The sequence below is a fragment of the Halorientalis pallida genome (assembly GCF_049605515.1).
In the GTDB taxonomy this organism is placed as follows: domain Archaea; phylum Halobacteriota; class Halobacteria; order Halobacteriales; family Haloarculaceae; genus Halorientalis; species Halorientalis pallida_A.
Genome location: NZ_CP187158.1, coordinates 3,296,759 through 3,321,062, shown reverse-complemented (window position 1 = coordinate 3,321,062; position 24,304 = coordinate 3,296,759). Strand labels below are relative to the sequence as shown.

General features: G+C 68.0%; 26 protein-coding genes. 12 read left to right on the top strand and 14 right to left on the bottom strand.

What is annotated here, in order from left to right; all coding sequences use genetic code 11:
- Positions 1-36: 36 nt before the first annotated feature.
- Positions 37-1,206 (top strand): NAD-binding protein, encoded by a 1,170-nt coding sequence (locus ACOZ4N_RS18755; RefSeq protein ID WP_424017886.1) that lies wholly within the window; start codon positions 37-39, stop codon positions 1,204-1,206.
- Here the strand turns inward: ACOZ4N_RS18755 and ACOZ4N_RS18750 are convergent, their stop codons facing one another.
- From ACOZ4N_RS18750 to ACOZ4N_RS18735, 4 genes are all read right to left on the bottom strand, one after another.
- Positions 1,207-2,886 (bottom strand): HPP family protein, encoded by a 1,680-nt coding sequence (locus ACOZ4N_RS18750; RefSeq protein ID WP_424017885.1) that lies wholly within the window; start codon positions 2,884-2,886, stop codon positions 1,207-1,209.
- A gap of 64 nt (positions 2,887-2,950) precedes the next feature.
- The gene (locus ACOZ4N_RS18745; protein WP_424017884.1) at positions 2,951-3,676 is read right to left on the bottom strand and encodes a nucleoside phosphorylase; all 726 of its coding nucleotides are present in this window, start codon (positions 3,674-3,676) and stop codon (positions 2,951-2,953) included.
- A gap of 45 nt (positions 3,677-3,721) precedes the next feature.
- Positions 3,722-4,393, bottom strand: a complete 672-nt coding sequence (locus ACOZ4N_RS18740) for a hypothetical protein (RefSeq protein WP_424017883.1) — start codon at positions 4,391-4,393, stop codon at positions 3,722-3,724.
- Between the two features lie 288 nt (positions 4,394-4,681).
- Entirely contained in the window at positions 4,682-5,587 is a 906-nt protein-coding gene (locus ACOZ4N_RS18735; protein WP_424017882.1) for a DUF63 family protein, read from the bottom strand.
- Here ACOZ4N_RS18735 and deoC point away from each other — a divergent pair.
- Positions 5,586-6,221, top strand: a complete 636-nt coding sequence (deoC, locus tag ACOZ4N_RS18730) for a deoxyribose-phosphate aldolase (protein WP_424017881.1) — start codon at positions 5,586-5,588, stop codon at positions 6,219-6,221. The genes ACOZ4N_RS18735 and deoC overlap by 2 nt on opposite strands.
- Positions 6,222-6,267: 46 nt before the next feature.
- Positions 6,268-7,527, top strand: coding sequence for a tRNA (N(6)-L-threonylcarbamoyladenosine(37)-C(2))-methylthiotransferase (locus tag ACOZ4N_RS18725; protein WP_424017880.1), 1,260 nt, complete (start codon positions 6,268-6,270; stop codon positions 7,525-7,527).
- 21 nt (positions 7,528-7,548) lie between these two features.
- Here ACOZ4N_RS18725 and ACOZ4N_RS18720 read toward each other — a convergent pair whose 3' ends face one another.
- The 4 genes from ACOZ4N_RS18720 to ACOZ4N_RS18705 are packed head-to-tail and all read right to left on the bottom strand — an operon-like array spanning position 7,549 to position 10,479.
- Positions 7,549-8,289 (bottom strand): sporulation protein, encoded by a 741-nt coding sequence (locus ACOZ4N_RS18720; protein ID WP_424017879.1) that lies wholly within the window; start codon positions 8,287-8,289, stop codon positions 7,549-7,551.
- A 41-nt stretch (positions 8,290-8,330) separates the two neighbouring features.
- Positions 8,331-8,921: a methyltransferase family protein gene (locus ACOZ4N_RS18715; RefSeq protein ID WP_424017878.1), complete on the bottom strand. Its 591-nt coding sequence runs from the start codon at positions 8,919-8,921 to the stop codon at positions 8,331-8,333.
- 42 nt (positions 8,922-8,963) lie between these two features.
- A complete protein-coding gene (locus ACOZ4N_RS18710) occupies positions 8,964-9,899 on the bottom strand; it encodes a cation diffusion facilitator family transporter (protein WP_424017877.1) in 936 nt (311 codons plus the stop codon).
- Between the two features lie 43 nt (positions 9,900-9,942).
- Entirely contained in the window at positions 9,943-10,479 is a 537-nt protein-coding gene (locus tag ACOZ4N_RS18705) for an HIT family protein (RefSeq protein WP_424017876.1), read from the bottom strand.
- 273 nt (positions 10,480-10,752) lie between these two features.
- On the opposite strand from ACOZ4N_RS18705, the gene ACOZ4N_RS18700 reads away from it, so the two are divergent.
- Entirely contained in the window at positions 10,753-10,953 is a 201-nt protein-coding gene (locus ACOZ4N_RS18700; RefSeq protein WP_092656997.1) for a hypothetical protein, read from the top strand.
- A gap of 44 nt (positions 10,954-10,997) precedes the next feature.
- Here ACOZ4N_RS18700 and map read toward each other — a convergent pair whose 3' ends face one another.
- The gene (map, locus tag ACOZ4N_RS18695) at positions 10,998-11,891 is read right to left on the bottom strand and encodes a type II methionyl aminopeptidase (protein ID WP_424017875.1); all 894 of its coding nucleotides are present in this window, start codon (positions 11,889-11,891) and stop codon (positions 10,998-11,000) included.
- 273 nt (positions 11,892-12,164) lie between these two features.
- On the opposite strand from map, the gene ACOZ4N_RS18690 reads away from it, so the two are divergent.
- Both ACOZ4N_RS18690 and icd read left to right on the top strand, forming a co-directional pair.
- Positions 12,165-13,628 (top strand): hypothetical protein, encoded by a 1,464-nt coding sequence (locus tag ACOZ4N_RS18690; RefSeq protein WP_424017874.1) that lies wholly within the window; start codon positions 12,165-12,167, stop codon positions 13,626-13,628.
- A gap of 180 nt (positions 13,629-13,808) precedes the next feature.
- A complete protein-coding gene (icd, locus tag ACOZ4N_RS18685) occupies positions 13,809-15,071 on the top strand; it encodes an isocitrate dehydrogenase (NADP(+)) (RefSeq protein ID WP_424017873.1) in 1,263 nt (420 codons plus the stop codon).
- A 17-nt stretch (positions 15,072-15,088) separates the two neighbouring features.
- On the opposite strand, the gene ACOZ4N_RS18680 is transcribed toward icd, so the two are convergent.
- Positions 15,089-15,958: a hypothetical protein gene (locus tag ACOZ4N_RS18680; RefSeq protein ID WP_424017872.1), complete on the bottom strand. Its 870-nt coding sequence runs from the start codon at positions 15,956-15,958 to the stop codon at positions 15,089-15,091.
- A gap of 76 nt (positions 15,959-16,034) precedes the next feature.
- On the bottom strand, positions 16,035-16,826 hold the full coding sequence (locus ACOZ4N_RS18675) for a hypothetical protein (RefSeq protein ID WP_424017871.1): 792 nt from the start codon (positions 16,824-16,826) through the stop codon (positions 16,035-16,037).
- 90 nt (positions 16,827-16,916) lie between these two features.
- Between ACOZ4N_RS18675 and ACOZ4N_RS18670 the strand changes: the two genes are divergently transcribed.
- The gene (locus tag ACOZ4N_RS18670) at positions 16,917-18,014 is read left to right on the top strand and encodes a hypothetical protein (RefSeq protein ID WP_424017870.1); all 1,098 of its coding nucleotides are present in this window, start codon (positions 16,917-16,919) and stop codon (positions 18,012-18,014) included.
- A 48-nt stretch (positions 18,015-18,062) separates the two neighbouring features.
- Here ACOZ4N_RS18670 and ACOZ4N_RS18665 read toward each other — a convergent pair whose 3' ends face one another.
- A complete protein-coding gene (locus tag ACOZ4N_RS18665; RefSeq protein ID WP_424017869.1) occupies positions 18,063-18,842 on the bottom strand; it encodes a hypothetical protein in 780 nt (259 codons plus the stop codon).
- A gap of 89 nt (positions 18,843-18,931) precedes the next feature.
- Between ACOZ4N_RS18665 and ACOZ4N_RS18660 the strand changes: the two genes are divergently transcribed.
- The 5 genes from ACOZ4N_RS18660 (at position 18,932) to ACOZ4N_RS18640 (ending at position 21,211) form a co-directional block, all read left to right on the top strand.
- Positions 18,932-19,456: a DUF5817 domain-containing protein gene (locus tag ACOZ4N_RS18660; protein ID WP_424017868.1), complete on the top strand. Its 525-nt coding sequence runs from the start codon at positions 18,932-18,934 to the stop codon at positions 19,454-19,456.
- A complete protein-coding gene (locus ACOZ4N_RS18655) occupies positions 19,453-19,821 on the top strand; it encodes a hypothetical protein (RefSeq protein ID WP_424017867.1) in 369 nt (122 codons plus the stop codon). Before ACOZ4N_RS18660 ends, ACOZ4N_RS18655 begins: the two co-directional genes overlap by 4 nt.
- Before the next feature lie 64 nt (positions 19,822-19,885).
- Complete coding sequence (locus tag ACOZ4N_RS18650; protein ID WP_424017866.1) at positions 19,886-20,299, top strand: hypothetical protein; 414 nt, start codon at positions 19,886-19,888, stop codon at positions 20,297-20,299.
- Positions 20,300-20,380: 81 nt separating this feature from the next.
- A complete protein-coding gene (locus tag ACOZ4N_RS18645; protein ID WP_424017865.1) occupies positions 20,381-20,584 on the top strand; it encodes a hypothetical protein in 204 nt (67 codons plus the stop codon).
- Entirely contained in the window at positions 20,585-21,211 is a 627-nt protein-coding gene (locus ACOZ4N_RS18640) for a hypothetical protein (RefSeq protein ID WP_424017864.1), read from the top strand. It begins immediately after the preceding gene.
- Positions 21,212-21,217: 6 nt separating this feature from the next.
- On the opposite strand, the gene hmgA is transcribed toward ACOZ4N_RS18640, so the two are convergent.
- A complete protein-coding gene (gene hmgA, locus ACOZ4N_RS18635) occupies positions 21,218-22,429 on the bottom strand; it encodes a hydroxymethylglutaryl-CoA reductase (NADPH) (RefSeq protein ID WP_424017863.1) in 1,212 nt (403 codons plus the stop codon).
- Between the two features lie 35 nt (positions 22,430-22,464).
- The gene (locus ACOZ4N_RS18630; RefSeq protein WP_424017862.1) at positions 22,465-24,192 is read right to left on the bottom strand and encodes an alkaline phosphatase D family protein; all 1,728 of its coding nucleotides are present in this window, start codon (positions 24,190-24,192) and stop codon (positions 22,465-22,467) included.
- Positions 24,193-24,304: the final 112 nt, after the last annotated feature.

The window sequence follows — 24,304 nt, the reverse complement described above, 5'->3', positions numbered from 1 at the left end:
GGCGGTTTTATCCGGGCTCACGTCGGACGGAGGAGCATGGCGTCCCGGCGCGTGTTGCTCGGTGCTCGTGTGACGATGGTTCTCGTGACGCTCGTCGCGTTGCTCTCGTTTACGACTGGCGTCGTCAAAATCGGGACCACCGGCGTCGACGAATCGGTCGCGGCGTACGTCCCGGAGGATCTGGAACGGGCGGCGGGGTTCACGGGCGCACTCACCGGGTTTCTGATGCTCGGGAGCGTCCTCGGACTCCGCCGCGGACTTCGGATCGCGTGGTACTCGACCGTCTTCCTGTTGCCCGTGACCGCGATCCAGGGGCTCGCCCAGTCGAGCGTGGCCTCGACGCCACTGATCGCGCTCTCCCTGCTCTCGATTCCGTTCGTCTTGCTCAACTACCGCCGGTTCGACCGGAAGATCGACCTCTCGACGACCCAGCTCGCGGCGACAGCCGCGCTCGTCGGGACGATGGTCTACGGGACCGCCGGCACCTACCGACTCAGCGAGGACTTCGCGAACGTCGAGACCCTCCTCGACGCGGTGTACTACACCATCGTCACTGCCAGTACGGTCGGATACGGCGACGCGATCCCGACCAGCCAGCAGGCCCGCCTGTTCTCGATCTCCGTGCTGGTGCTGGGCGTCGCGAGTTTTACGCTCGCGCTGGGGTCGCTGCTCGGCCCGGCCATCGAAGCGCGGTTCGCGCAGGCACTCGGTACCATGACAGAACGACAACTCGAACTGCTCGAGGACCACGTGATCGTCCTCGGCTACGGCGACCTGACGGAACCGATCATCGACGAACTGGACGGGACGACGCCCTTCGTCGTCATCACCCCGGATCAGGACGCGGCGGCGAAGCTCAACGCCCGCGACATCGCGGTGCTGTCGGCCGATCCCAGCGACGAGGAACCGCTCCTCCGGGCGAGCATCGAGGACGCCCGCGCGGTGGTTGCGGCGACCAACAACGACGCCAACGACGCGCTGGCGATCCTCACCGCGAAATCGCTCAACGCCAACGTCCGGGTGGTCGCGGGCGCGACCGACCGCGAGAACGTCGAGAAACTCAGGCGCGCGGGCGCGGACACGGTCATCAGCCCCGCGGTCATCGGCGGCCACCTGCTGGTCGAGTCGGCGCTGGGCGACGAGAACGTCGAGACCGTCGCCGACCAGTTGCTCGACAGTTCCGGCGGGAGTGCGTCCAGCGAGTGATCAGCGGTTGCGGTCGACGATAGCCACGTCACAGTCCAGGTCGCGGATGCGCTCGAAGGTGGGCGGGGAGACCAGCCGCGAGGCGCGGCTCCGGTCCATGCTCGCGCCCATGAACACCAGATCGTAGTTCGTCGCGTTCTCCGACAGGAAGTCCTCGATCCGGGCCCGCGAGACGCGCGTTTCCAGCGAGCCGTCGAAGGGTGCGACCAGATCCGAGAGCATGTTCTCCGCGCGGCGACGGTTGCCGTCACCCTGCAGGCAGGTGGCGACGCCGACGTGCCCGGTCCGACCGGTCAGCCGAAGCGCGAAGTCGATCATCGCGTGGGCCACGTCGCCGGCCCGGCGCACCGGCACGAGGACGCGGTGCCAGCGCGTCCGCCCCTCACAGGAGCGGTGGACCAGCACGTCCACGTCGCCCCGAAAGAGGAGTCGGACGAACGGCGAGAGACTCCCGTGGCGCTGTTCGTACGGCGTCGCGATCAGATCGCAGTTGGTCTCGTGAGCGGTCGAGAGGACCGTCGACGCGGGCGTCCCGCCGGCCGTGGCGACGACGACCTCGCAGGGGACGCCGACTTTCGTCTCGATCTGTGCGGCCCGTTCCTCCAGCCGATTGACCGCGGTCGACGCGGCGCGGTGTTCGGCCATCTCGTCGAGCGTCTCCGCGTCGAGTTCGTCCGTCGCGACCCGGGAGTCCGAATCGCCGGCCCCGACGCTCGCTTCGTAGTCGTCGGTCCGACTCCCGCCGGAGCGCGATTTCGAATCCCCGCTCGCATCCCCCGCGGGGCCGCCGTCGGATCGAGGTCCCGACGAGTCCCCGCTCGCATTACTCGCGGGGACGCCGTCCGTCTGCGTTCCGGGCGTCCGGTCGAGCAGTTGTCGCTCGGCGGCGGCGACCTGTTCGTCGTCTACGACATCCAGCAGGACGACTTTCCCGGCCTCGTGGGCGGCGGCGAGTTTCGCGGCCAGCATCGCCGTCGCCTCCGCATCGTCGGTCCGCATCGGTACCAGCACGTGGTCGTCGCCCTTCGTCGACTGGTAGAGATAGCGGGCCCGCTCCTCGAAGAACGTCTCTCGCCAGAGCAGGAAGACGCCGGCGACCAGCGTCGATGAGACGAGGACGCTCCCGACGTAGGCCAGCCGCGGCGTCAGCGTCACCGACAGGCCCGTCACCACGTCGAGCGTGATCGAGTTGGCGCTGCTGACGTCGATGACGTGGACCAGCAGGGCACTGGAGTACGCGGAGGCTTCCTCGACCGTGAGCAGCCAGGTCACCAGCCCCGTGAGAAAGACCGAAAACGCCGCGGCACCGGGATCGACCGTCGTCCGCCCGGGTGCCGCCCAGAGGGCGGTGGCGACACCGTACGCGAGCCAGCCACAGAACGCGCCGACGGTCAACCCGCCGACGAACCGCGTCGGCGAGGCGTACTCGCTCTCCGGTCTGGCAAAGAGCGTGTACGTCCCCGAGGCCAGGGGCGGAAAGAGCAGGAAGGGGAGGACGGAGACGGCGTTCGAGAGCCACGTGACGGCGGCGATCAGCAGGGGCACGAACACGAGCACCGAGAGGTGGACCAGGTTCCGCGTGTTCTCCAGCCAGCGACGGATCGTCCACAGTTCGCGGCGCTCGAACCGGCGCACTCGCGCCCGCGCCGCGACGAGTCGTTCGCGCACCCGGTCGCGCATACCGGTGTTTCAGGAGCCGACTACTTCAACTGCGCGCCGCTGTCGGACGCGAAGACCCGCACACTCACACGGTCGTCGCCGCGTCCAGTGCGATGCCGATGGCCCGCTCGACGTTGTTTTTCGCTTTCTCGGGGAGTTCGTCGGCCTCGGTCTCGCCCTTCTGGGTCCCTTCGACCAGGTTGCCGTCGACGGTACAGATCGCGCCGGCGGCCATCCCCTTCCGGCGAGCCAGCGAGAAGATCGCCGCGGCCTCCATCTCGACGGCCAGCAGGCCCGCCGCCTCCCACGCCTCGACGTACTCGTCGGTCTCGGCGTAGAAGGCGTCGTCCGTGGCGACCGGTCCGACGTGAACGTCCTCGCCATTGGCTTCGGCGCCGTCGACGAGCGCCGAGAGGACATCGTAGTCGGGGACTGCGGGCACGGTGTCGGCCTCGTAGCGGCCGGTCGTCCCCTCGTCTTTGGCCGCACCCGTCGCGACGACCATGTCGCCGATCTCGATGCCTGACTGGAGCGCACCCGTGGTGCCGACCCGGATCACGGTCTCGACGCCGACGGCGTGGAGTTCCTCGACGGCGATGGCTGCCGACGGACAGCCGATACCGGTCGAACAGATCGTGAGGTCACGGCCCTCGTAGGTGGCGTTGACGACCTTGTACTCGCGGTTCTGTGCGACCGTCGTCGCCTCGTCGCAGGCGTCGGCGATGCGGTCGACGCGCCCGGGGTCGCCCGGCAGGAGTGCGACGTCCGCCAGGTCGCCCGGCTCGACCAGCAGGTGTGGCTGTTTGGCCATACGTGCCATTCAGCCAGCGGCTACAAAACGGACGGGGATCGGCGTTCAGGATTTGGAATCGTCCCGGCCGAGCAGGCGACCGACGGGACCCATGAACTGCGCGAGCGAGAGGTCCGTCGACTCGAAGAACTTCTTGGCCCGGTAGGCGCCCCGTGCCGGGAACCCGATCAGGAAGAAGACGAGTGCCGTCAGCGACAGGGAGATCGGTGACACCGGGAGCAACGACTGGGGCTGGACGATCCCATCGACCAGTACGAGGCCGAACAGGAAGATTCCCGCGAGGATGGAGTGGCGGCCCAGACTGCCGATGAAGGCCCATCGCGGACTCTCCGTCTCCAGTGGTTCCGTGGTGTCCTCGGCCGCCGGCGTCGCCGGGGTCGGCGTCGTCGTCTCCGGCGACCGTGCGGGAGCGGCAGGCTCAGTAGGCGTCGGTTCCGGCTCGGGTTCGCCCACCACGTCCGGTTCGGATTCCGATTCGGGTGTCACGCGCCACCACACACGGCCGACGCCCACGTCCTTCGAGTTCAGTTCGTCCCGGTCCACGAGGTCCTCCAGCCGGTTCAGCGTCGCACGCTTGCCGATTGGAAGCTCCTCCGCGACCTCCGAGGTGGTCAGGACGGGGTCGTCCGTCCCCTCGAAAACGCCCAGAATGTTCTCGTCCCGCGCCTTCTGGGCGGGTGCCCGCGGATACTCCTCGGAACCGGAGTCTGAGGGCATGGGAATCCATATTTCAGCCATACGCATTAATCTTGGGGAGTCTAGATCTCGGCTTCAGCGGTTCGTAACCCAAATTTCGCCCTTACGAAGTAAGGTTCACGAGCAGTAACCTTTATACTCTCGGGAGAACATGGGTGTGATGAGGGCGCGGGGGAAGTGGGAGCACGCCACTCCAAGCAAACACCACGCGTCCGACCTCACCGGACGGACCACGCCCAACACCACGGGGCTGACCGGTACCGACCCTCACTCTCGTTCCCTTTCGGAAAATACACCGAACAGCGCCGCTCAGAACAGTCCAGCGGCGGCGAACAGCAGCAGATTGTGTGTGCCTGGCCCGAGTCCGACGGCCGCGACCACACCGAGAGCCGCGTTGCCCTGTGCAGGGTCTTCCTCCACGAAGTCGGCGAACAACACCACGACGGCGGCCGCGATCAGGAGTTTCACGAGGACGAACAGCCACCCTTTACCGACGACCGACGCCGTCGGCAGGGAGCCGGCGAACTCCATGATCGCCGCCGGGATCGGACTCCGTTCGCCGCTCCCGAGCAGGTCGACGCCGACAGCCGTCGACACACCGTCGAGCGCGTGGCCGAAGACGACGACCACACCGAGCGTCCCGGTCCGCGCCGTCACCGTCGGGCGGATACGGTCGAGGACCGCGTACGTCACGACCGCGACGACGACCGATACGATCAACGCGGCGACGGGCAACGCCGGCGCGAACGTGCCCCGTGCTGTAGCCGTCTGTACGACCAGCGCGGCACCGGCAAGCGTCGCCACCCCGCCAGTCGCCGCGAGTGCGAGCGGGACCCGCCGGTCGGCGAGGATCAGTCCCGCCCAGACCGCCCCGGCGACGAGGAACGTCGTCGCGTACACCGTGGGGGCCGAAAAGAGCGGGGCGATGGCGTCGGCGACAGCGTCCAGCTGATAGAGAACGTGAAACGCCGCGCCGGCCGCCATCCAGGGCGTGAACGCGACGACGAGTCGTTGCGTGACCGGCGGGCGACGGGAGAGAAGCACCGCCCCGACAGCGATACCGGCGACCGCCAGCCCGAGCAGATACGCCAGTCCGGGGACGACGAGTCCCTCGGGCAGTATCTGGAGTAACACGTCGGAGGGGGTCGCGCGGCGGCCGAAAGCCTTCCGGTCGGCCACGTCGATTTTTATCCCGCGGGCCGCTATCGGACCCATGGACGTTCCCGGGCGGATCGACCACACGGTGCTGGGACCGGCGACGACGGGCGACGACGTACTGACCGTCCTCGACGAAGCCATCGAGTACGGCACGAACGCCTGCGTCCCGCCGTGTTACGTCGATATGGCGTCGAGTTACGCACCCGAGACGACGGTCGCGACCGTGATCGGCTTCCCGCACGGACAGCACACGCCGGCGGCGAAAGCCGAGGAGGCCGAACTGGCCTGGGAGGCCGGCGCGGACGAACTCGATCTCGTCGCCAACGCCGGCCGCCTGCTCGGCGGCGAGGACGACGAGTACCGGGACGAGATCGCCGAAGTCGTCGCGGCGACGCCCTTGCCGGTGAAAGTCATCGTGCAGGCCCCGCTGTTGTCCGAGACGGCGCTCGAACGGGCGGGCGAACTCGCCGCTGCGGCCGACGCCGACATGCTCAAGACCGCCACCGGGTTCGGTGACGGCGGCGCGACGGTTGCCGACGTGGAACTGCTCAGTGAGTTCCTGCCGGTGAAAGCCAGCGGCGGGATCGGGTCCTGGGAGCGCGCCGAGGCGATGTTCGACGCGGGGGCCGAGCGAATCGGGGCCAGCAGCGGCGTCACCATCGTCGAGGAGTGGCGAGCGGCCGGGGAGTAGGATCCGTCGCGTTTTTGCTCGGCGAGCACGGAGACGGGAGTAGCGAATGGCCCGCTATCACATCGAGACGTACGGGTGTACCTCCAACAGAGGTGAGACCCAGCAGATCGAGCAGGCGCTCCGCGAGGGGGGCCACCACCCCGTCGACGGCCCGGAAGCCGCCGACGTAGCGATCCTCAACACCTGCACGGTGCTCGAGAAGACGGAGCAGAACATGCTCCGGCGGGCCAAAGAGCTGGACGCCGAGACCCCCGGTGACCTGGTAGTGACGGGCTGTATGGCGCTCGCGCAGGGAGACATGTTCCGCGACGAGGACATCGACGCCGAGATCCTCCACTGGGACGAAGTGCCCGACCACGTACTGAACGGCGAGTGTCCGACCGTCACCGAGGGCACCGATCCCATCCTGAACGGCGTCGTCGGCATCCTCCCCATCGCCCGGGGCTGTATGAGCGACTGTTCGTACTGCATCACCAAGCAGGCGACCGGGCGGATCGACTCGCCGAGCGTCGAGGAGAACGTCGAGAAGGCCCGCGCACTCGTCCACGGGGGCGCGAAGGAGATCCGGATCACCGGCCAGGACACCGGCGTCTACGGCTGGGATATCAATCAGGGCGAGAGCCTGCTCCCCGAGTTGCTCGACCGGATCTGTGACATCGACGGCGAGTTCCGCGTCCGCGTGGGCATGGCGAACCCGAAGGGCGTCCACGGCGTCCGCGAGGAGCTGGCCCGGGTGTTCGCCGCGAACGACGAACTCTACAACTTCCTGCACGCACCCGTCCAGTCGGGCAGCGACGACGTACTCGCGGACATGCGCCGCCAGCACGCCGTAGACGAGTACGTGGAAGTGGTCGAGACCTTCGACGCGCACCTGGACTACTGGACGCTCTCGACGGACTTCATCGCCGGCTTCCCGACCGAGGAACCGGCCGATCACGAGCAAAGCCTGGCCCTGATGCGCGAGACCCGACCCGAGAAGATCAACGTCACCCGGTTCTCGAAGCGCCCGGGAACCGACGCCGCCGACATGAAGGGGCTGGGCGGCCAGACCAAGAAGGACCGCTCGAAGGAGCTGACCGACCTGAAGATGGACCTCGTGGGGCAGGCCCACGAGGAGATGGTCGGCACCGAGCAGTCGGTATTGCTGACGGAGGACGGCACGGACGACTCGCTGGTCGGCTACGACGAGGCCTACCGACAGGTCGTGATCGCCGACGCCGAGGACCGCGGACTGTCAGTGGGCGACACCGTCGACGTGGAGATCACGAGCCACAACACGGTGTACGCGTTCGGAGAGCCGATCTAGCGGGTCCGAGCGGGAGCCAGTCTAGAGCTTGCGGTCGATGGCGTCCCGGAACTTCTCGGCCAGCTTGTCCTCCTCGTCGACCCCCTCGAAAGTGACCGTGGTGATGGTCTCGTCGGCACCGGCCATCTCGACCAGGGCGTCCGCGTCGCGGTCGATCTCGACGACGAACTCGACGTGGTCGTCGTCGGGTAGCGGGACGATCTCCAGTTCGTCGAGTTCGCCGACGTACTCGCCGGTCCGGGGCTTGAACTCGAACTCCTGGACGAAGTTGTACTCGGTCGTCAGCTGACCGTGTTCGTCGGCGACGTTCTTCGCGCTGTCGTAGCGAAAGCCCAGCGCTTCCATCGCCTCCAGCAGGTCGCGGGTGCGCTCGTCGGGTTGAACCTGGAGGTCGTCGTGGTCGTCGGGGTCGACCGCCCACTCGATGTCGAGGCCGGTCTCGATCCAGACGCTCGCACCGCCCATCGTCACCGGCGTCGCCGGCGGGATGTCCAGTGCCACGTCGATGGATCGCTCCTCGCCGGCGTCGACGGTGAACCCGTCGACGAGGGTCCCCTCGTCGATGACGCCCGTTCGGCGCGTGTCGTCGGCGGAGTACTTCGTGAGGATCGCGTAGTAGATCTCCTCGACTTCCTGTTCGGTGTTGCCGCCGATCACCTCCACGTCGGCGTCGACGGTTTCTCCCTGCGTGACTGTCGTGTCCGAGAGGACGAGGTCGACCTCGGCGGAGCCGATGCCGACGCTCGAGAGGATTCGTTTCATCTCGGCTGTCTGTTCGCTCACCCGACTTGTATACTTTTAGGTCACCAGAGCCCGGGGACCAGCCGATACGGCGTCCGCTCGGCGTACTCCTCGTAGGCCGCGCCGAGTTCGGCCCGCAGGAGAGCCTCCTCGACCCGGATCCGATACCAGTAGCCGGCGAGCAGTGACAGGCCGACGGCCGCGAGGCTCAGCCAGTTGGCCAGCACGACGCCGATACCGAGGTAGGAGATCGAACTCCCGAGATAGCCGGGGTGGCGGACCCAGGCGTAGGGCCCCTCGTCGACGACCGGCTGGTCCCCATCGACGCCGAGATCGACCGTGAAAAAGCGGCCAAGCGTCCGTACCGCGTATTCTCGGAGGATCGCGCCCGCGATCAGCAGGCCGATGCCGGTCCAGAAGGCCGGTTCGGGGGCCGCCATCGCCGCCCACCCGGCGAGGTAGTGGCATCCGATGGCAATCACGAGTCCACCCGTCGTCGCGGCCCAGAGGACACGTTTGGAGTGGCGGCGCTCGCGACGCACGCCGTCGGACCGCTCCCGACCGAGCAAACGGGCGTTCAGGAGGACCCACCCGAAGAACACGGCGTAGAACACGTAGGTGTAGGGAGGGGTGTCGATCAGCGAGGGCGACATGGCCGGATGTGAGGACGAAATCCCACTAAACCCTGGTGGTCGTCAGGGCCCGCCGTCCGGACCGGGGCCGTGATCGGCCAGCCGGTCGACCTCCTCGTCGGGTTTCCACTCGCCGGCCTCCTTCGGGTCGATGTGGACGAACACGTCGTCGACTTCCGGGAGTTCCTGGATCGACGTGATCACGGCGGTCTCGATGTCGTGTGCCTCCAGCAGGGTCCGGTCGCCCTCGACCTCGATGTGGAGGCTCACGTCGATCTCCGGGCCGACGTAGTGGGCGATCACGTCGTGGGCCCCCTCCACGTCGGGGTGGGAGAGCGCCCGCCTGACGATTTCGGCCCGCAGGTCCTCCGGCGGGGCCGCCCCGACGAGGTAATCGAGGTTGTCCCGGACGACCTCGACGCCGGTGTAGAGGATGCCGAACCCGACCAGCGCGGCGGCGATGGGGTCGAGCAGGGGGAACCCCAGCGCCGCGCCGACGACCCCGCCCAGCGCCGCCAGGGCCGTGAGGATGTCGTTGCGGTTGTCCAGCGCGGTCGCGACCAGCGCGGGCGAGCGGTGATCTTCCCCGACGGTCAAACAGTACCTGTAGAGGAGGTACTTCGTGACGGCGGCCAGCGCGAGGACGCCGACGGCGGCCGGGCTGGACGTGGTCGGACTCGGGCCGGCGAGGACGGCGGTTAGTGCCTGCCAGATGACGGCCCCGCCGGCCGCGAAGATGCCCAGCGCGACGAACAGGCCAACGAACGGCTCGATGCGCTCGTGGCCGTGAGGATGCTCGAAGTCCGGTGGGCGAGTGGTGAGGTAGAGCCCGGCGACGATCACGACGCTGTAGACGGTGTCGGCGAGGCTGTTGACCGCCTCGGACCCGACGGCGAGGCTCCCGGTGACGTACCAGACCCCGCCCTTCGCCAGCGCGAGCAGGAGGTTGACCCCGAGGACCACGAGGCCGACCCGCCGGAGCGCCGTCGAGCGTGCCATCGTCCGGCTTTGGACACCCGGGTAGAAAAGTCGCCCTGTCGAGCTAGAACTCGACCGCGCCGTCGTTGGGGACGGTCGCACCCTCCTGCTCCGCGAACCCGTCGCGGAGCCGGTCGTAGGTGTCCTCGACGGCCTCGACGATGACTTTCGTCTCGGAGATGACTGGCATGAAGTTGGTGTCGCCCTCCCAGCGGGGGACGACGTGGGTGTGCAGGTGATCGTCGATGGAGCCCCCGGCCGCACCGCCGCCGAGGTTGAGCCCGGCGTTGTACCCTTCCGGGTGGAGTGCGGTCTCCATGGCCTCGATGGTCCGCTGTTTCAGCCGGGCGTGGTCCGTCAGGACTGGCTCGTCCAGGTCACGGTAGTCGCCGGTGTGCTGGTGGGGAATCACCATCGCGTGGCCCGGGTTGTACGGGTAGTTGTTCAGGAGGACGAACGCGTGGTCGCTCCGGGCGACGACGTTGTTGGCCCGGTCGTCGTCGCTCTCGGCGAACGCACAGAACACACACCCGTCGATGTCGGCGTTCTTGTCCGGCCGCTCGATCCAGTCGATCCGCCAGGGCGCGAACACCTGCTCCATGCCGGCCCTGTGACCGCCCGTGGCTTAACCGCCACGGAGGCCCCCGCCGAAACGGCCCGGTTCGACCCCCCGAAGCCTGGCACAGCAGTATATAAATCATTCGGCCGTTTTCCAGTTTAATACCAGGTCGGAGCCACGAGAAGCCACGATAAACGATTTGCTCGCCTCTCGACCAGTCTCGCGGAAAACCGAATGACGGCGGCCGAAAATTCCGTGAACGAAGCCGAACGGATTGGGGTTTTTATGCTCTCGTCGGCGGAAGTCGGTGATACGATGTCAGCGACAAACGACGGCGGCGACGGGATGACAGAGGAGTGCGAGGAGTGTCGTCGGGAGACACCGCACGAGGTGTCGGTGCAGATACTCACCGAGAGTGCCACCCCGGAGAACGCCGAGTACTCGCGCGAACCCTACCGGGTCAGCGAGTGTCGCGTCTGTGGCGCTCGGACCGTGTTGCGGATGAACAACGCCTGACGCTGACATCGACATCTCCGAGACCAGCGCCCCAGTAGCGACCGCTACAGCCGCGTCGTGACCTCACAGCCGTCCTCGGTCACGATGATCGTGTGTTCTTTCTGGCTGACCAGACAGCCCTCCTGTTCCTTGAGGACGGGGTAGCCGTGGAGGATGTCCTGCTGTTTCAGCCGGCGCAGCGCCATCTCGGGGCGGCGCACGTCGAGCCAGCGGGTAGCGAACGGGAGCGTCTTGAACTCCTCGGTGATCTGGTTCAGCGCCTGCCGGGCCGCGCGGTTCCGGACCGAGCCCTCGGATTCGAGGGCGAAGATCTCCTCCTCGCTGCCCTCCCGGACCTTGCCGCCGCCGTCGGTGGCGAACGGTTCGATGGCCACCACGTCGCCGGCTTCGAGTTCGATCCCCTGATCGACCGCGCGGTTCGGGATGTTCGGGGGCGTGTGCTGTTGCCAGTGGCCCAGCCCGTGCCCCGTGAGGTTCACGACCGGGTTGAACCCGTAGCCGTCGATGGTCTCCTCGATGACCGCGCCGATCTCGCCGGTTTCGACGCCGGCTTCCACGGTATCGAGGGCGGCCTCCAGCGCGGCCTCTGAGGCCTCCGCGAGTTCGGGGTTGCCCGAGAGATCGACCGTGACCGCGGTGTCGGCCAGCCAGCCGTCGACGTGGACGCCGATGTCCAGATTGACCATGTCCTCGCCGAAGGTGGTCTCGTCGTCGACGCCGGGCGTGGCGTGGGCGGCTTCCTCGTCGATGCTGATGTTCACCGGGAACGCGGGTTCGCCGCCGAGTTCGCGGATGCGCTCCTCGGCCCACTCGGCGACCGCCAGATGGCTCGCACCGACTTCCACCCGGTCGGCGGCCTCGTTGCGGACCTGTGCGAGGATCTCGCCCGCCTCCCGGTTTTTCTCGTACTGCTCGGCGTCTAAATCCACGTCGGTCATACCCGCCCGTTCGGCGAAGGGCGGCAAAGGAGTTGCGCTCCAGTGGGTCCGGCCGGATCGGACGGGACCCGCCCGACCGCGCCGGGGAAATTCAGTGCTTACCCGCCGACGGGTGGATGGTCGTTCGCGCGCACGCGGCGAGCCATCGGTCGCGATTCGATGGGCAACCTGCAACCGACCGGCAGTCAGCGACCGCTTATCCGAGACAGTCGGTCGCTACGCCCGGAAAACGGTCTGGGCACCTTTTCTCCGGGCTCGGGGAACGACCGGTGGATGAGAGACAAGTACCTCGCGGCAGTGACAGCGACGCTCCTGCTCGTGGTCGCGGCCACGGTCGCCCTGACTGCGGGCGGAGAACGGGCGACGGAGCGGACCACGGACGAGACGGTAGCGACGACGGGCGTGGCGCTCCACGGCGTCACGGTCGACCGACTCCAGTTGCAGAACACGACGGTCGAGAACGTCACCGTCGGCCGGCTGACGGTCGACGAGTTGGCCAGCGACGGCCGGACGATATCGAACGGCACCTTCGTCGACGCCGAGATCTCGTCGCTGCAGTTGCCGGGCGTCACCGCCGACGAACTCACCGACGGGGCACCGCCGACCACACCCGGGGAGGCCAACGAGACGCCCCCGGGCGCGGCGACGCCCGGAGCGGCCGGTGAACCTGCGGCCCAGGCGGCCGACCGGGTCGAGAGCGTCCGCATCGCGACCCTCTCGGTCGAACGGGTCGAGGTCGGCTCGCTGACGTTCGAGGAGGGCAACGAAACCGCAGGCGAGACGGAACCGGTCGGGACGCCGGCGGAACCCGCGACGCCGGCCGAGACGCCGGCCGAACCCACCACGCCGGGTGAGACGCCAGCGGAACCGGGGACGCCGGCCGCGACGCCGGACACTCCCGCTGGAACGCCCATCGGCCCCGGCACGCCGGCCGGAACGCCGGTGTTCGACCTCCAGAACCAGCCGGACGGTCCCCAGGAGACGCCCGACGGTGACGAGGGGGCCGGCGAGGGGCAGTCCGTCGCGGTCCAGCGAGTGAACGTGACCACCCTGACCGTCGAGGAGATGGTCGTCACGACCGCCGTTCCGGAAGCCGGGGCGGCGGCCGGTGGGAACGCCACCGCGGGTGCGACGCCGGCCGCTGAGCCTGGCCCGGGAGCGACGCCGGGGCAGGCACGGCCCGATAGCGGACCGGCGGCCGAGAGCCAGGTCGCGGCGGTCGAGGTCGAGTCCGCCACCGCCAGCCGCGTCAGCGCCCGCCTGACCGAGACCTACAACCAGTTCCACGTCGCGAACGTCTCCGCGCCCGCCGAGGTCGCGACCGGCGAGAGCTACACGGTCTCGATCACCGTGGTGAACGCCGACGACGACCGGACCGTCGGGTACGTCGGCTACCGGATCGAGCCGACCGCCGCACAGCGGGAACTGCTCATCCTCGAACCGGGTGAGCGCCGCACCGTCACGATCAACGTGTCGGCCGCCGACCTCGACGCCGGCACGTACGACCAGTTCGTCGAGACCAGGGACTCGGTCGTCACCAGTACGGTGACGGTCACCAACGAGACCGCGGCGGAGATCCCCGAGGCGACGCCTGCGACGCCCGGCGAACCAGGGACCGAGACACCTACCGAGGGTGAGACACCGACCGAGACCGAAACACCCGGCGAGGCCGGAGCCCCAACGGAGGGTGAGACCCCCACCGAGACGGGAACGACCACGCCGGGCGGCCCGCTCTGAGGCGGGCGCTACAGCGGGTGGGATTCCGCCCGCCCGGGCCGACAGCGAAGTGGACCGGGACGGCCCGGGCCGACGGCGGCGGGCCGTTCGCCGTGTGACAGTTCAGAAATACCACGGTCGTTGTCTACAGTTTCCCAGGAAGCGGTAGGCCTTTTAGCCCGACGTGTGATGTTCCGAGATATGCCCTACGAGAAGGTCGACGTGCCCGCGGACGGGGACAAAATCGAGGTGGTAGATCCGGACAACGACGAGCTTTCGGTCCCGGAGAACCCCATCATCCCCATCATCTACGGCGACGGTATCGGCGTTGACGTCGGTCCGGCCGCACAGAAGGTACTCGAAGCGGCGGCGGAGGCGACCGGCCGCTCGATCAGCTGGATGCGGGTCTACGCTGGCGAGACTGCCCGCGAGCAGTACGACGAGAACCTGCCCGAGGACACCCTGCAGGCGTTCCGGGAGTTCAACGTCGGGATCAAGGGGCCGCTGACGACGCCCGTCGGGGCCGGCTTTCGCTCGCTGAACGTCGCGCTCCGGAAGCGCCTGGACCTGTACACGAACGTCCGGCCGACCTACCACATCGAGGGCGTCCCCTCGCCCGTCACACGCCCGGACCAGATGGACATGGTCACGTTCCGGGAGAACACCGAAGACGTCTACGCCGGCATCGAGTGGGAGGCCGGCACCGAGGGTGCCGAGAAGGTGCGTGAGTTCGTCGAAGAAGAGATGGGCTACGACGACACCATCCACGAGGGACCGGTCGGCATCGGCATCAAGCCCATCATGGAGTTCGGGACGAAACGCCTCGTCCGCAAGGCCATCGACTACGCCCTGGAGAACGACCGCGACTCGGTCACCCTCGTCCACAAGGGGAACATCATGAAGTTCACCGAGGGCGCGTTCCGGGACTGGGGCTACGAGGTCGCCGAGGAGGAGTACGGCAGCGAGGTCATCACCGAGGACACGCTCTGGGAGGAACGCGACGGCGAACAGCCGGAGAACGCCGTCGTCGTCAACGACCGCATCGCGGACAACATGCTCCAGCAGATCCTCACCCGCACGGAGCAGTACGACGTACTCGCGATGCCAAACCTCAACGGCGACTACCTCTCCGACGCCTGTGGCGCACAGATCGGCGGCCTCGGCATCGCACCCGGCGCGAACTTCGGTGACGGCCGCTGTCTGGCCGAACCCGTCCACGGTTCCGCCCCGAAATACGCCGGCCAGGACAAGGTGAACCCGACCGCGATGATCCTCTCGGGCAAGCTGATGCTCGAATACATGGGCTGGAAGGACGCCGGCGAACTCATCCGGGACGCCGTCGAGGAGACGATCAAGTCCAAACACGTCACCTACGACATCGAGCGCCAGATCCAGGGCGGCGAGAAACTCGCCTGCAGCGAGTACGCCGAGCGCGTCGCCGACAACATCCACGACCTGGCCTGAGCCCGATCCGACGGATCTCAGTAATCGAGTTCGTACTCCTCGCGTTCGAACGTGAGCACGATTCGTCGCGACTCCCGTTCGAGGTCGACGGTCTGTTCGCCAGTTCGTCCATCGTTCTCGAGCCATGTGTCTCTGTTTTCCTGGTATACCTTCTGGGCACGTTCGGACGATGGAAACTGGATGTGCACAGTCCCACGCGCCCCCTCACCAGCAGGTTCGATCGAAACACCCGAAATAACGTTCTCGGAAACGGGAGTGACAGTAACGATGAGATTTCCAGTTGATAGCTTGACGACCATGCCATCACCGATGACCGATAGCAAACGGGCCCAGTCGTCGTGATTCCCGAGGGACACTCTGTAACCAGTACGGGCATCGATGTATTCCCGAACGCTCGGTGCGGAGACGAGTGCAGAATCGTCGATCACCACCTCGTCGCCGCTACTTTCTATGAACTGGTACCCTCGGTACGATTTTGAATTCGAGATGCGAAATTGGCTCCGAATATTGGTAGCATCGAAGTTTCCCGTCAGTATCTCGACATCACCTTCGGTCGTTCTGACGACCGAAAAAGAAGCCATGCTCGACCGGCTGATTCCGTAAAAATCCGCCATTTGAACCAACGTTTTACGAAACCCTGAATCGGTAGAGGACGCTTCGAGAGCAGACTGGACGTCCACCGAGGTCACCTCCACAGCGTCTTCGAGTTTCGGCGCCGGTATCCAGGACGTCCAATACGGAGGGTCGCCGCCGTCTCCTGAGTCGGTATTCCTCTCCGTGGTCGCTTCGTCCGGCGTGGTCTCCTTTGGTTCGAGAATTGCGTTACAACCCGCGAGAGCGCTAGTTGCGGCCACAGCCGAAAAGGCGAGGTACCGTCTCCGGTTCATTGCACTGACATTCAGCCGGGTAAATATAAATTCCCCGTCAGCACGTGTACGACCCCCGGCCGGCACTGTAGCTGTATCACTCCTTTTCTGCCAGATACCGCGACAGCGCAGCGACGGCCGCGTCCTCGTCGTCGATCTCCCCGCGCGGGATCGCGTACTGCTGGGGGAACCAGCTGTCGTCCCGGATCACCAGTTCGTCGTCGGTAATCTCGTAGCTCTCGAAGTCACTCCACGGCCGGATCGACACGCCCTGTTTCAGGCCCGCGTCGAGGACGACCAGTTCCGAGCGGTGCCAGGCGGTGAGCGTCGGGACGAGTCCGCCGAGCGCGGCGAATAACCAGGTCACGTCGGGGCCGTCCCCGAGAACGGCATTCAGCAGAAACAGCGCCACAGCGACCCCGCCAGCGACCACGCCGACCAGTTGCCACCGCGTGCCCGGCCCGTCGGCGCTCGGGTCGGGCAGGACCACGCGCACGTCGCTCTCGGCTTCGACACGGCGGGCGTACCGACGTTCGGCGGCGTGGAGTACCGACACCGCGCCGACGAAGGCGACCCCGACGCCGATCATCCCGGGCCAGAATACGGCCCGTCCGGACCCCGCCAGGCCGTAGTGGACGGTCACGACGGCCGCCGTCAGGATCACCGGGGCGACGACGACCGGGACCTGCGCGGGCAGCGACTGGAACCGTTCGATGCGGTCGGGTGTCGACAGGCGCATCGTTACGGCTGTAGCGGCCGGAAAGACTGCCACTGCGACGGCGGCCGCGACGAGCAGGGAGGGCGGCGGAGCGATCAGGACGAGGGTCGTCCCGACCGTGCCGGCGACGGAACCGCCGGCCCCGAGAGCGAACAGGGAGGGCTCGCGCATACCGGCCGTTTCCGACGACCGCCAGGAATGTTTTGTGATCCGGGCCGGCAGCCGGAACGAATTTGTCCGCCGGCCGGCCAGCAGGTGATAATGTATCGACACTGCGTGCTGGCGCTCGTCCTCGTCCTCGCCGGGTGTTCGGGGCTGGCGGGCGATCCGACGGCGACGCCCGGTGCCGATCCGGGAGACGACGAGGAGAACGACCGCGACGACACGGCCGGTGGGCCGACCGTTCCGGGCGTGGCGGCCGACGGGAGCGTCAACGAGTCGGCGCTGCTGAACGCACACTTCGAGGCGCTCAACGAGAGCGCGAGCCGGCAGCACTATCTGACGCGCTCGAACGGGACCGTCGACTCGAACGCCACGACCTACCGCAACGACTCGCACCTGCTACACCGGAGTCGTGGCTCGTTCTCGTCGGTCACCTACCAGCCCACCGATCAGGAGTGGACGGCCGAACACGAACGGTGGGGCGACGAGCGATACGTGTTCACCTACGACCGGTCGGGCGCGATCTCCGCCGGCAGCAGTATCGGGTTCGGCGTGACTGTCTACGTTAGCTCCGGCCAGTTCGAGCGATCCGGGACGACCACCTACGAGGGAGATCGCGTGGTCCGGCTCGAAGCCGACGAGGCGAAATCGACCGGGCTCGCCGGCCTCTACGAGTCCTACGACGTGACACTGCTGGTCGACGACCGCGGGCTGATCCGCCGGGCGACCGGCACGGTGACGGCCGGCGACGAACCGCCGACTTCCTTCGACATCACGGCCACGACGGATGTCGAGACGGTCCCGCGGCCGACGTGGGTCCCGAAACTCGTCCGTGGCGAGGCGTCGCTGGTGGCCAACGACACCGCGCTGGCGGTTCGGGTCACCGGCGGCCCGACGGTGCCGGCGAACGCGAACATCGAGTTCTCGTCCCGGCTTCGGACGTTCACCGTCCAGTCGGACCGCCCCATCGAACCGGGTGACACGCTCTACTTCTCGCTGTCGCCCGGCGAGTACGAACCGACCGCGACGCTGACACGGACCCCACCGGACCCGGACACGCGACTCGACATCGGGGACGACAGGAGCCAGGCGACCATCACACTCGAAGATCCGCCGGGGCTGGACGCGCCGGTCGAGGCCTTCTTCCGTACCGGTCCCAGCCCGTTCGAGCCCAGCGGCGACGGCGCGGAGGAGTAGCCAGCCGGATCGCCTTGGTGGGGGAGCCAGACCGCACTCGGCGGCCGGTCACCTGGCCTCGTCCGCCCAGGCCGGTGCCTCGACGGTCGTCGTTCCGACAGCGACGAACCGAACGCGGCGAACCACGCGGACCGTCCCGGAGACACCGCTGGCGTCGGCGTCGTACGCGAAGCGGTAGCTCCGGACGTATCCCCGGCCGTCGACGACGGCCCTCAGCGACGCGTTCCGCGGCGGCCCGACGAACGACGGCGTCGGTGCGGACTCGGGATCGCTGAATCGAACCCCGGTCAGCCGGACCGGTCCGTCCCCGAGGGTGCGGTTCGGCCGCAACTCGAACGCGTCGAGGACGCGGGCGACGCCCCGGTGGCTCGTCGGGTCGCGGAGCGGCCCCGGCGGCTCGGTCGGGAACCGGTCGACCCGGGCGTCCGCGCCGGTCCCGATTCGCTGGGTGACGGCCGTCCCGTCGTACCAGTAGGTCAACACCGGCGCGAGCGAGGACGTGGGGAAGCCGTTGGTTCGCTGGACGCGTCGGAACAGGTACCGGTCCGCGCCCGGGGCGACCCAACGGTCCCGTGTCGCGTTCCGGCGGACGGTCCCGTTGCTCGTGATGACTTCGCTGACCCGGACGGTGTAGCTGGTCGATCCGAGGACGGCGTCGTGGTTCGCGGCCAGCGTCGACGCGTCCACCCCGTCGGCCGTGATCCCCGGCGGAACCGACGCGTTCCCGAGTTCGACCGGTTCGGGTGTCGCCCGGTCGTCGAGGAGTCCGCCACATCCGGCCAGGACGGTGAGGAGACACAGTGTGGCTACGGCGTGGGAGCGTCGCATTCGTGCCAGAACAGGGACCGAACCCACCTAACCGTTCGCGTCGCGACGCGGACGGCAGATTCTTCCCCGAACGGGCCCCAGTGACGATCATGTACGCCGTGGTCGGGTGCAGCGACTGTGACGCACTCCGGGTGGTCGAGGGCCGACCGGAGCGGTCGGAGTGTCCCCGCTGTGGGACGAGTCGCAAGTTCGAGCGACTCAAGCAGTTCGTCACGACCGAGGACCCGGACCACGCCCGGGAGGTCCGGGCGGCGATGCTGGCCAAGCGCCAGGGCCACGAGGACGACTTCGCCGACCTCGATTCCTTCGCCGAGATGGACCGCTACCTCGACGACGCCGGCGTGGACGACGAGGAATACCTGGAGCAGGCGGGCGTCGACACGGCGGCGGTCGATGCGGCCGCCGACCGCGCCGAGCAGGGGTCGGGCGGCGGGCGGAGCCGCAAGGAGACGGTGCTGGAAGCGCTCCGCGAACAGGACGCGCCGACCGAAGCGAGCGTCGTCGACTACGCCACCGAGCGCGGCGTCCCGGCCGAGTACGTCCGGGATGCCCTCGACAAACTCGTCCGCCGGGGCGAGGTGACCGAGAGCGGCGACACCTACAGACTCCTATGACCGTCGCCGACCGCGAGATCGACTACGGGTCGGCGGCCGTCGGCACGCTCGTCGGACTGGCGGGCCTGCTCTTTCTCGCCGAACCGGTGGTCGGGCCGCTCGCGCTCGGTGGCCTCCGGGTCAGACCCGTCGCGCTCTCGACTGTCGTCCTCGCGCTGGGCTTCGGGCTGGGCGGCGTGGTCTACCTCCGGCGCGGACAGCGACTGATCGGAACCGCGCACGCCGTCGGCGCGGTCGGCTGGGGGTTGCTCGCGCTCGCACCTGCGTTCGGGAGCGAGACAGCACTCGTCCTCGGCCTGGCCGTCGTCGTGGGCGGTGCCGTCGCGCTGGTCGTGCAGGTCTCCCGGGACCGCGACCGGGAGTGACGGCGACGCGAGCTGTCCGCCCGCCGACTGTGGGTTTTACCGTGTCCCGTGGTGACGTACCACTATGGTCGATCAGCGGCCGGAATCCGCCGAGGGACTCGTTCTGGCGTCGGGGACCGCCATCGTCCTCGGGGCGCTCGTCGTGGTAGGCGCGGGCAGCGCCGGCCGACCGACGGTCGGCCCCGTCGGGCTCCACCGACTCGGGCAGTTACTGTTCGTCGCGGGGTTCGCGCTCGGGAGCGGGTACCACTCCGTCCGCGGTCACGAACTGCAGGCCGTGGGCTTGGCCTGTCTGGCGGCGGCGTGGGCGCTGTTGTTCGTCGACTGGCTGCTGGCCCCGATGCTGGACGGCGCGTTCTTCGCCCTGCTCGTCGCCGTGCTGGCACTGGGTGGCGCACTGGTCGTCCTCGGCATCATCGGGGACGCCCGCCGGGTCGAGGACGTAATTTCCGACAGGCTAGAGACACCCCGGGGATGATCGACGCTACCCCATCCCCGAGGAAGCGCTATTGTTGCCGTTCCAAAAGTCATAAATCAGATGGCAGAAACCGTGGAACTGATGGCAGGACTGCAGACGAAAAAGGAGTTCACGGGCGACATGGGCAAGCTGATCATCGGGGGCTTCTGCTGTCTCCCGTACGGCGTCTTCTACTACCTCAGCGCCAGGGAGACCCTCGTGCAGTGCCCGGAGTGCATGGAGACCGTCTCGCAGCAGGCCTCCACCTGCGGGCACTGTGGTGAAGATCTGGACCAGTACCGATAGATGCGAAACCCGCTTCGGGTGGCCATCCAGCGAATCGGCGAGGAAGAGCCACTGCTTCTCTCACACCACCCGACGTGTCGCTACTACTCCCATCACACGTTCGAGCTGTACGGCCAGCAGCTGTGTATGGGGTGTTTCGTCGTCTACCCCGTCGGGCTCCTCGCGCTGTCGTCGCTGATCGTCGCGCGACTCCTGGCCCCGGACGCGGCGCTGTTCGAACTGGCGACGCCGGCGTTCTACGGCCTCGGGGTCGCGCTGATCGGCCCGAAGGTCGTCGAGTCGCTCAGCCCCGGCCGGTGGCGGACGCGGAGCCGCATGGCGGTGAAAGCGATCCTGGCGGTCGGGCTGGCGTTGCTGGCGTTCCCGTTCGTCTTCCGGCCGGCCGACCGGCTCGTGACCGCCGCCGTCTTCGTCGGGTTCCTGGTTCCGTACGTCGCGTACAAGGGACTGACCGCGCTCGACGACTGTCAGGGGTGTCCCCAGCGGGACGACTTCCCCGACTGTACGGGGATGACCGTCGACGGGACTTACGAGTACACCGACGAGACGACGACCGTCACGCCCGCGACGGGAACGGACTCAACCGACGAGACCACTGGCGACTCACCCACGGACGGCCGCGAGTGACCGCGGTCAGCGACCCAGTTCCTCGTGCGCGCTGGAGAGGTGCCGGGAGGCCAGCGCCGAGAGCAGTGAGAGTTCGCCGGCCAGCGCGGCCGTCGCGATGACCTCCGCGAGCGCGTCGGCGTTGCTCCCCGGCGGATCACCGCCGCCCGTGACGCCGACGACCTCCATGGCCTCGGCCTGTGTCGCGAGGCCGGTCCCGCCGCCGACGGTACCGACTTCCAGCGAGGCGATGGTGAGACTGGCGTAGAGACCGTCCTCGCGCTCCTCGACCGTCGTGATCGCGTTCGACCCTTCGACGACCTGCGCGATGTCCTGCCCCAGCGCCAGGAAGGCGGCGGCGACGGTGTTGGCGGCGTGGGCGTTGAATCCCAGACTGCCCGCCTTGGCGCTGCCCACGAGATTCTTGCGGGTGTTCGCCTCGGCGATGGCGTCGGCGGTCGTCTTGAACCGCTCCTCCACGAGGTCGTGGGGGATGAACACGTCGGCGGCGACGGTGCGCCCGCGGCCCTCGACGGCGTTGATCGCGGCGGGTTTCTTGTCGGTGCAGAGGTTGCCCGACAGCGCGACCAGCGATGCGGGCGTCTCCGCCTCGACGACCCCGCAGGCTTCCTCCGTGGCGATGGTGGCCATGTTCATCCCCATGGCGTCCTTGGTGTCGTAGGTGAACCGGAGGAACACGGAGTCCCCGACGACGTAGGGGGTCACGTCGGTCAACTCGCCGTGGCTGGTAGTCGACTCGGCGGCCGCGGCGAGTTCGTCGGTGTTCTCGCGGACCCACGCGGCGACGGTCGCGGCTTCGCCCACGTCTTCGACGGTGAACACGGGCGCGCGGGTCATGCCGTTCTTGAGGACGCGCGCGGTCGCGCCGCCGGCCGCGCGGATGGCCGAACAGCCGCGGTTGACGCTGGCGACGAGTGCGCCCTCGGTGGTCGCCAGCGGGAGGTAGCGCTCACCTGCGACTGCGCCGCCGTCGATCTCGACGGGGCCGACGACGCCGACGGGAACCTGCGTCCCGCCGATCATGTTCTCGATGTTGGGTTCGGCGGTCTCGGCCGCGAAGGCGTACTCGCCGACGGTGTCGAGGTCGGTGTCGGTCTCGCCCTCGACGAACAGCCGGCGTGCCGTGGCGGCCGTCTCGGGGTCGGCGTGATCGTCCAGTTCGTGGAGCCGAAGCTCGCCCTCGCGGACGCGCCGGGCGAGGTCGGACGGGTCGGTCATGCCCGACGGTGTGGCGGGTGGCCCCCTAAGCGTTTCTACAGCCGTTGCAACTCGGGTTCGCCCGCGGGCACGCGGTAGCTGAACAGTTCTTCCCTCGGCGCGGCCGCCGAGTCCACCGACTTGTCGACGGCGTAGGCCGTGAACTCGCAGCTCTCGGGCGTGAGTTCGACGACTGCGTACCCCCAGTGGCCGCTGTCGAACGCCTCGACGGAGGGGTTGATATCGACCACGTTCCGGCTGACCCGGCGCTCGATAGCGGCGGCATCGAGTACATCGAGTCGCTCGCGGAGGTTGGCGCTCGTGACCGCGGGCGCCATGAGTTCCACGCCGACTCGCCGGTCGGGATCCGTGGCCGCTTCCTCCGTGGGTGCGACGTAACCAGCCAGCGACGAGTGCAGGTCACCGCTACAGACGAGCAGGTTCTCGACGCCGGCGGCCTGCAACCGGTCCAGCAGGTACCGCCGCTCGGCCGCGAAGCCGTCCCAGGCGTCCGCGTTGAACACCGAGGCGTACTCGGTTTCGAGCCGGAAGTCGGTGAGCAGGACCTCGTTCGCCCAGGCCGTCCACGTGGCGTCGCTCCCGGTCACCTGATTGAGGAACCACTCGCGTTGCTCGTCGCCCAGCATCGTCTCGTCGATGTCGGCCTCCGTGACCGGCCCCGGGTCGTCGTCGAAGGCGAACCCGATCTTGTCCCCATCGGTCGGACTCGTCCGGTAGAGCCGCTCGTCGGTCACCACCAGATCGAGCAGGTCGCCGAACTCGAAGGAGCGATACAGGCGGAGCCGGTCCTGCAGGCTCTCGGCGTCGGGGTCGTAGCCCACGCGTGCGGGCATGTACTCCCACCAGGCCCGGATACCGGCGGCGAACAGTCGTCGGATCGCCGCCGGGTCGCCCTCGTAGGGGTGGGCACCCTCCCCCGGACGGGGCCGGTCGGCCTCGTAATCCCAGTAGCGGTTGTCGACGATCTCGTGATCGTCCCAGATCGGGATCAGCGCGTGGTTCTCCAGGGCCGCCTGCAGGAGCCGGTCGCCGCGGTAAGTCCGGTAGAGATGCCGGAAGTCCGTCAGGTCGACCGCCACGTCCCTGCCGCTCGGCAGGTCGACGTACCGGTCGAAGTAGTCGTAGAAGTCGGCGTCGTCGGTGAACCCGCCGTACTCGTAGATGAAATCGCCCAGGTGGAGGAGGAAATCCAGATCCGCCCGGGCGAGGTGGCCGAACGCGCCGTAGTAGCCGTTGCGGTAGTCCTGGCAGTTGACGACCCCGAACCGGACGCTGTCCGGACTGGCACCCGTCGCCGGGAGCGTCCGGAACTGCCCCGTCTCGCTCGCCACACCGTCGTAGACGAACCGGTAGTAGTACCGCCGGCCCGGCGAGAGGTGGCCGTCGAGGTCCACCCGGACGGTGTAGTCGTGGTCGGCGATCCCGCCGGTCCCGACCGCGAACGCCCGCCGGTCGCGCTCGAACGCCTCGTCGGCGGCGACGACCAGTTCCAGCGACGCACTCGACGCGTACTGTGCCGGGTCGATCCGCGTCCAGCAAATCGCCCCGCTGGCGGTCGGGTCGCCGCTGGCGACCGACTGCGGGAACACGTCCCCCGCGTCCTCGTCGTCCCAGAATCCCCCCTCCCAGGACGACTCGACCGACTGCGGCGTCGGGATCGCGTCCGCCCCCAGCAGGTCGACCACGCCGGCCGCGACGGGTGCCCCCGCCACGTTGCGGAGTAGCGTCCGCCTGTCTTCGTTTACGTGTCCGTGCTCAGTCACCGCCATCCCCCATCCGTTCGCACATTGGAAACCGTATCGAATTAATGTGAAAACAGGCGTAATTAATTGCGGGTTCACATGTGTTGTCGTTAATAACAGCGGTCGTCCCGCC

What these genes read in the sequence shown, in the direction of transcription:
- ACOZ4N_RS18665 (WP_424017869.1), bottom strand. Translation starts at nt 18,842, where the DNA reads ATGCGACGCTCCCACGCCGTAGCCACACTGTGTCTCCTCACCGTCCTG.
- ACOZ4N_RS18670 (WP_424017870.1), top strand. Translation starts at nt 16,917, where the DNA reads ATGTATCGACACTGCGTGCTGGCGCTCGTCCTCGTCCTCGCCGGGTGT.
- ACOZ4N_RS18675 (WP_424017871.1), bottom strand. Translation starts at nt 16,826, where the DNA reads ATGCGCGAGCCCTCCCTGTTCGCTCTCGGGGCCGGCGGTTCCGTCGCC.
- ACOZ4N_RS18720 (WP_424017879.1), bottom strand. Translation starts at nt 8,289, where the DNA reads ATGAAACGAATCCTCTCGAGCGTCGGCATCGGCTCCGCCGAGGTCGAC.
- ACOZ4N_RS18725 (WP_424017880.1), top strand. Translation starts at nt 6,268, where the DNA reads ATGGCCCGCTATCACATCGAGACGTACGGGTGTACCTCCAACAGAGGT.
- ACOZ4N_RS18735 (WP_424017882.1), bottom strand. Translation starts at nt 5,587, where the DNA reads ATGGGTCCGATAGCGGCCCGCGGGATAAAAATCGACGTGGCCGACCGG.
- ACOZ4N_RS18755 (WP_424017886.1), top strand. Translation starts at nt 37, where the DNA reads ATGGCGTCCCGGCGCGTGTTGCTCGGTGCTCGTGTGACGATGGTTCTC.
- ACOZ4N_RS18745 (WP_424017884.1), bottom strand. Translation starts at nt 3,676, where the DNA reads ATGGCCAAACAGCCACACCTGCTGGTCGAGCCGGGCGACCTGGCGGAC.
- ACOZ4N_RS18740 (WP_424017883.1), bottom strand. Translation starts at nt 4,393, where the DNA reads ATGCCCTCAGACTCCGGTTCCGAGGAGTATCCGCGGGCACCCGCCCAG.
- ACOZ4N_RS18715 (WP_424017878.1), bottom strand. Translation starts at nt 8,921, where the DNA reads ATGTCGCCCTCGCTGATCGACACCCCTCCCTACACCTACGTGTTCTAC.
- ACOZ4N_RS18700 (WP_092656997.1), top strand. Translation starts at nt 10,753, where the DNA reads ATGTCAGCGACAAACGACGGCGGCGACGGGATGACAGAGGAGTGCGAG.
- hmgA (WP_424017863.1), bottom strand. Translation starts at nt 22,429, where the DNA reads ATGACCGACCCGTCCGACCTCGCCCGGCGCGTCCGCGAGGGCGAGCTT.
- icd (WP_424017873.1), top strand. Translation starts at nt 13,809, where the DNA reads ATGCCCTACGAGAAGGTCGACGTGCCCGCGGACGGGGACAAAATCGAG.
- map (WP_424017875.1), bottom strand. Translation starts at nt 11,891, where the DNA reads ATGACCGACGTGGATTTAGACGCCGAGCAGTACGAGAAAAACCGGGAG.
- deoC (WP_424017881.1), top strand. Translation starts at nt 5,586, where the DNA reads ATGGACGTTCCCGGGCGGATCGACCACACGGTGCTGGGACCGGCGACG.
- ACOZ4N_RS18710 (WP_424017877.1), bottom strand. Translation starts at nt 9,899, where the DNA reads ATGGCACGCTCGACGGCGCTCCGGCGGGTCGGCCTCGTGGTCCTCGGG.
- ACOZ4N_RS18650 (WP_424017866.1), top strand. Translation starts at nt 19,886, where the DNA reads ATGGTCGATCAGCGGCCGGAATCCGCCGAGGGACTCGTTCTGGCGTCG.
- ACOZ4N_RS18750 (WP_424017885.1), bottom strand. Translation starts at nt 2,886, where the DNA reads ATGCGCGACCGGGTGCGCGAACGACTCGTCGCGGCGCGGGCGCGAGTG.
- ACOZ4N_RS18690 (WP_424017874.1), top strand. Translation starts at nt 12,165, where the DNA reads ATGAGAGACAAGTACCTCGCGGCAGTGACAGCGACGCTCCTGCTCGTG.
- ACOZ4N_RS18705 (WP_424017876.1), bottom strand. Translation starts at nt 10,479, where the DNA reads ATGGAGCAGGTGTTCGCGCCCTGGCGGATCGACTGGATCGAGCGGCCG.
- ACOZ4N_RS18680 (WP_424017872.1), bottom strand. Translation starts at nt 15,958, where the DNA reads ATGAACCGGAGACGGTACCTCGCCTTTTCGGCTGTGGCCGCAACTAGC.
- ACOZ4N_RS18640 (WP_424017864.1), top strand. Translation starts at nt 20,585, where the DNA reads ATGCGAAACCCGCTTCGGGTGGCCATCCAGCGAATCGGCGAGGAAGAG.
- ACOZ4N_RS18655 (WP_424017867.1), top strand. Translation starts at nt 19,453, where the DNA reads ATGACCGTCGCCGACCGCGAGATCGACTACGGGTCGGCGGCCGTCGGC.
- ACOZ4N_RS18645 (WP_424017865.1), top strand. Translation starts at nt 20,381, where the DNA reads ATGGCAGGACTGCAGACGAAAAAGGAGTTCACGGGCGACATGGGCAAG.
- ACOZ4N_RS18660 (WP_424017868.1), top strand. Translation starts at nt 18,932, where the DNA reads ATGTACGCCGTGGTCGGGTGCAGCGACTGTGACGCACTCCGGGTGGTC.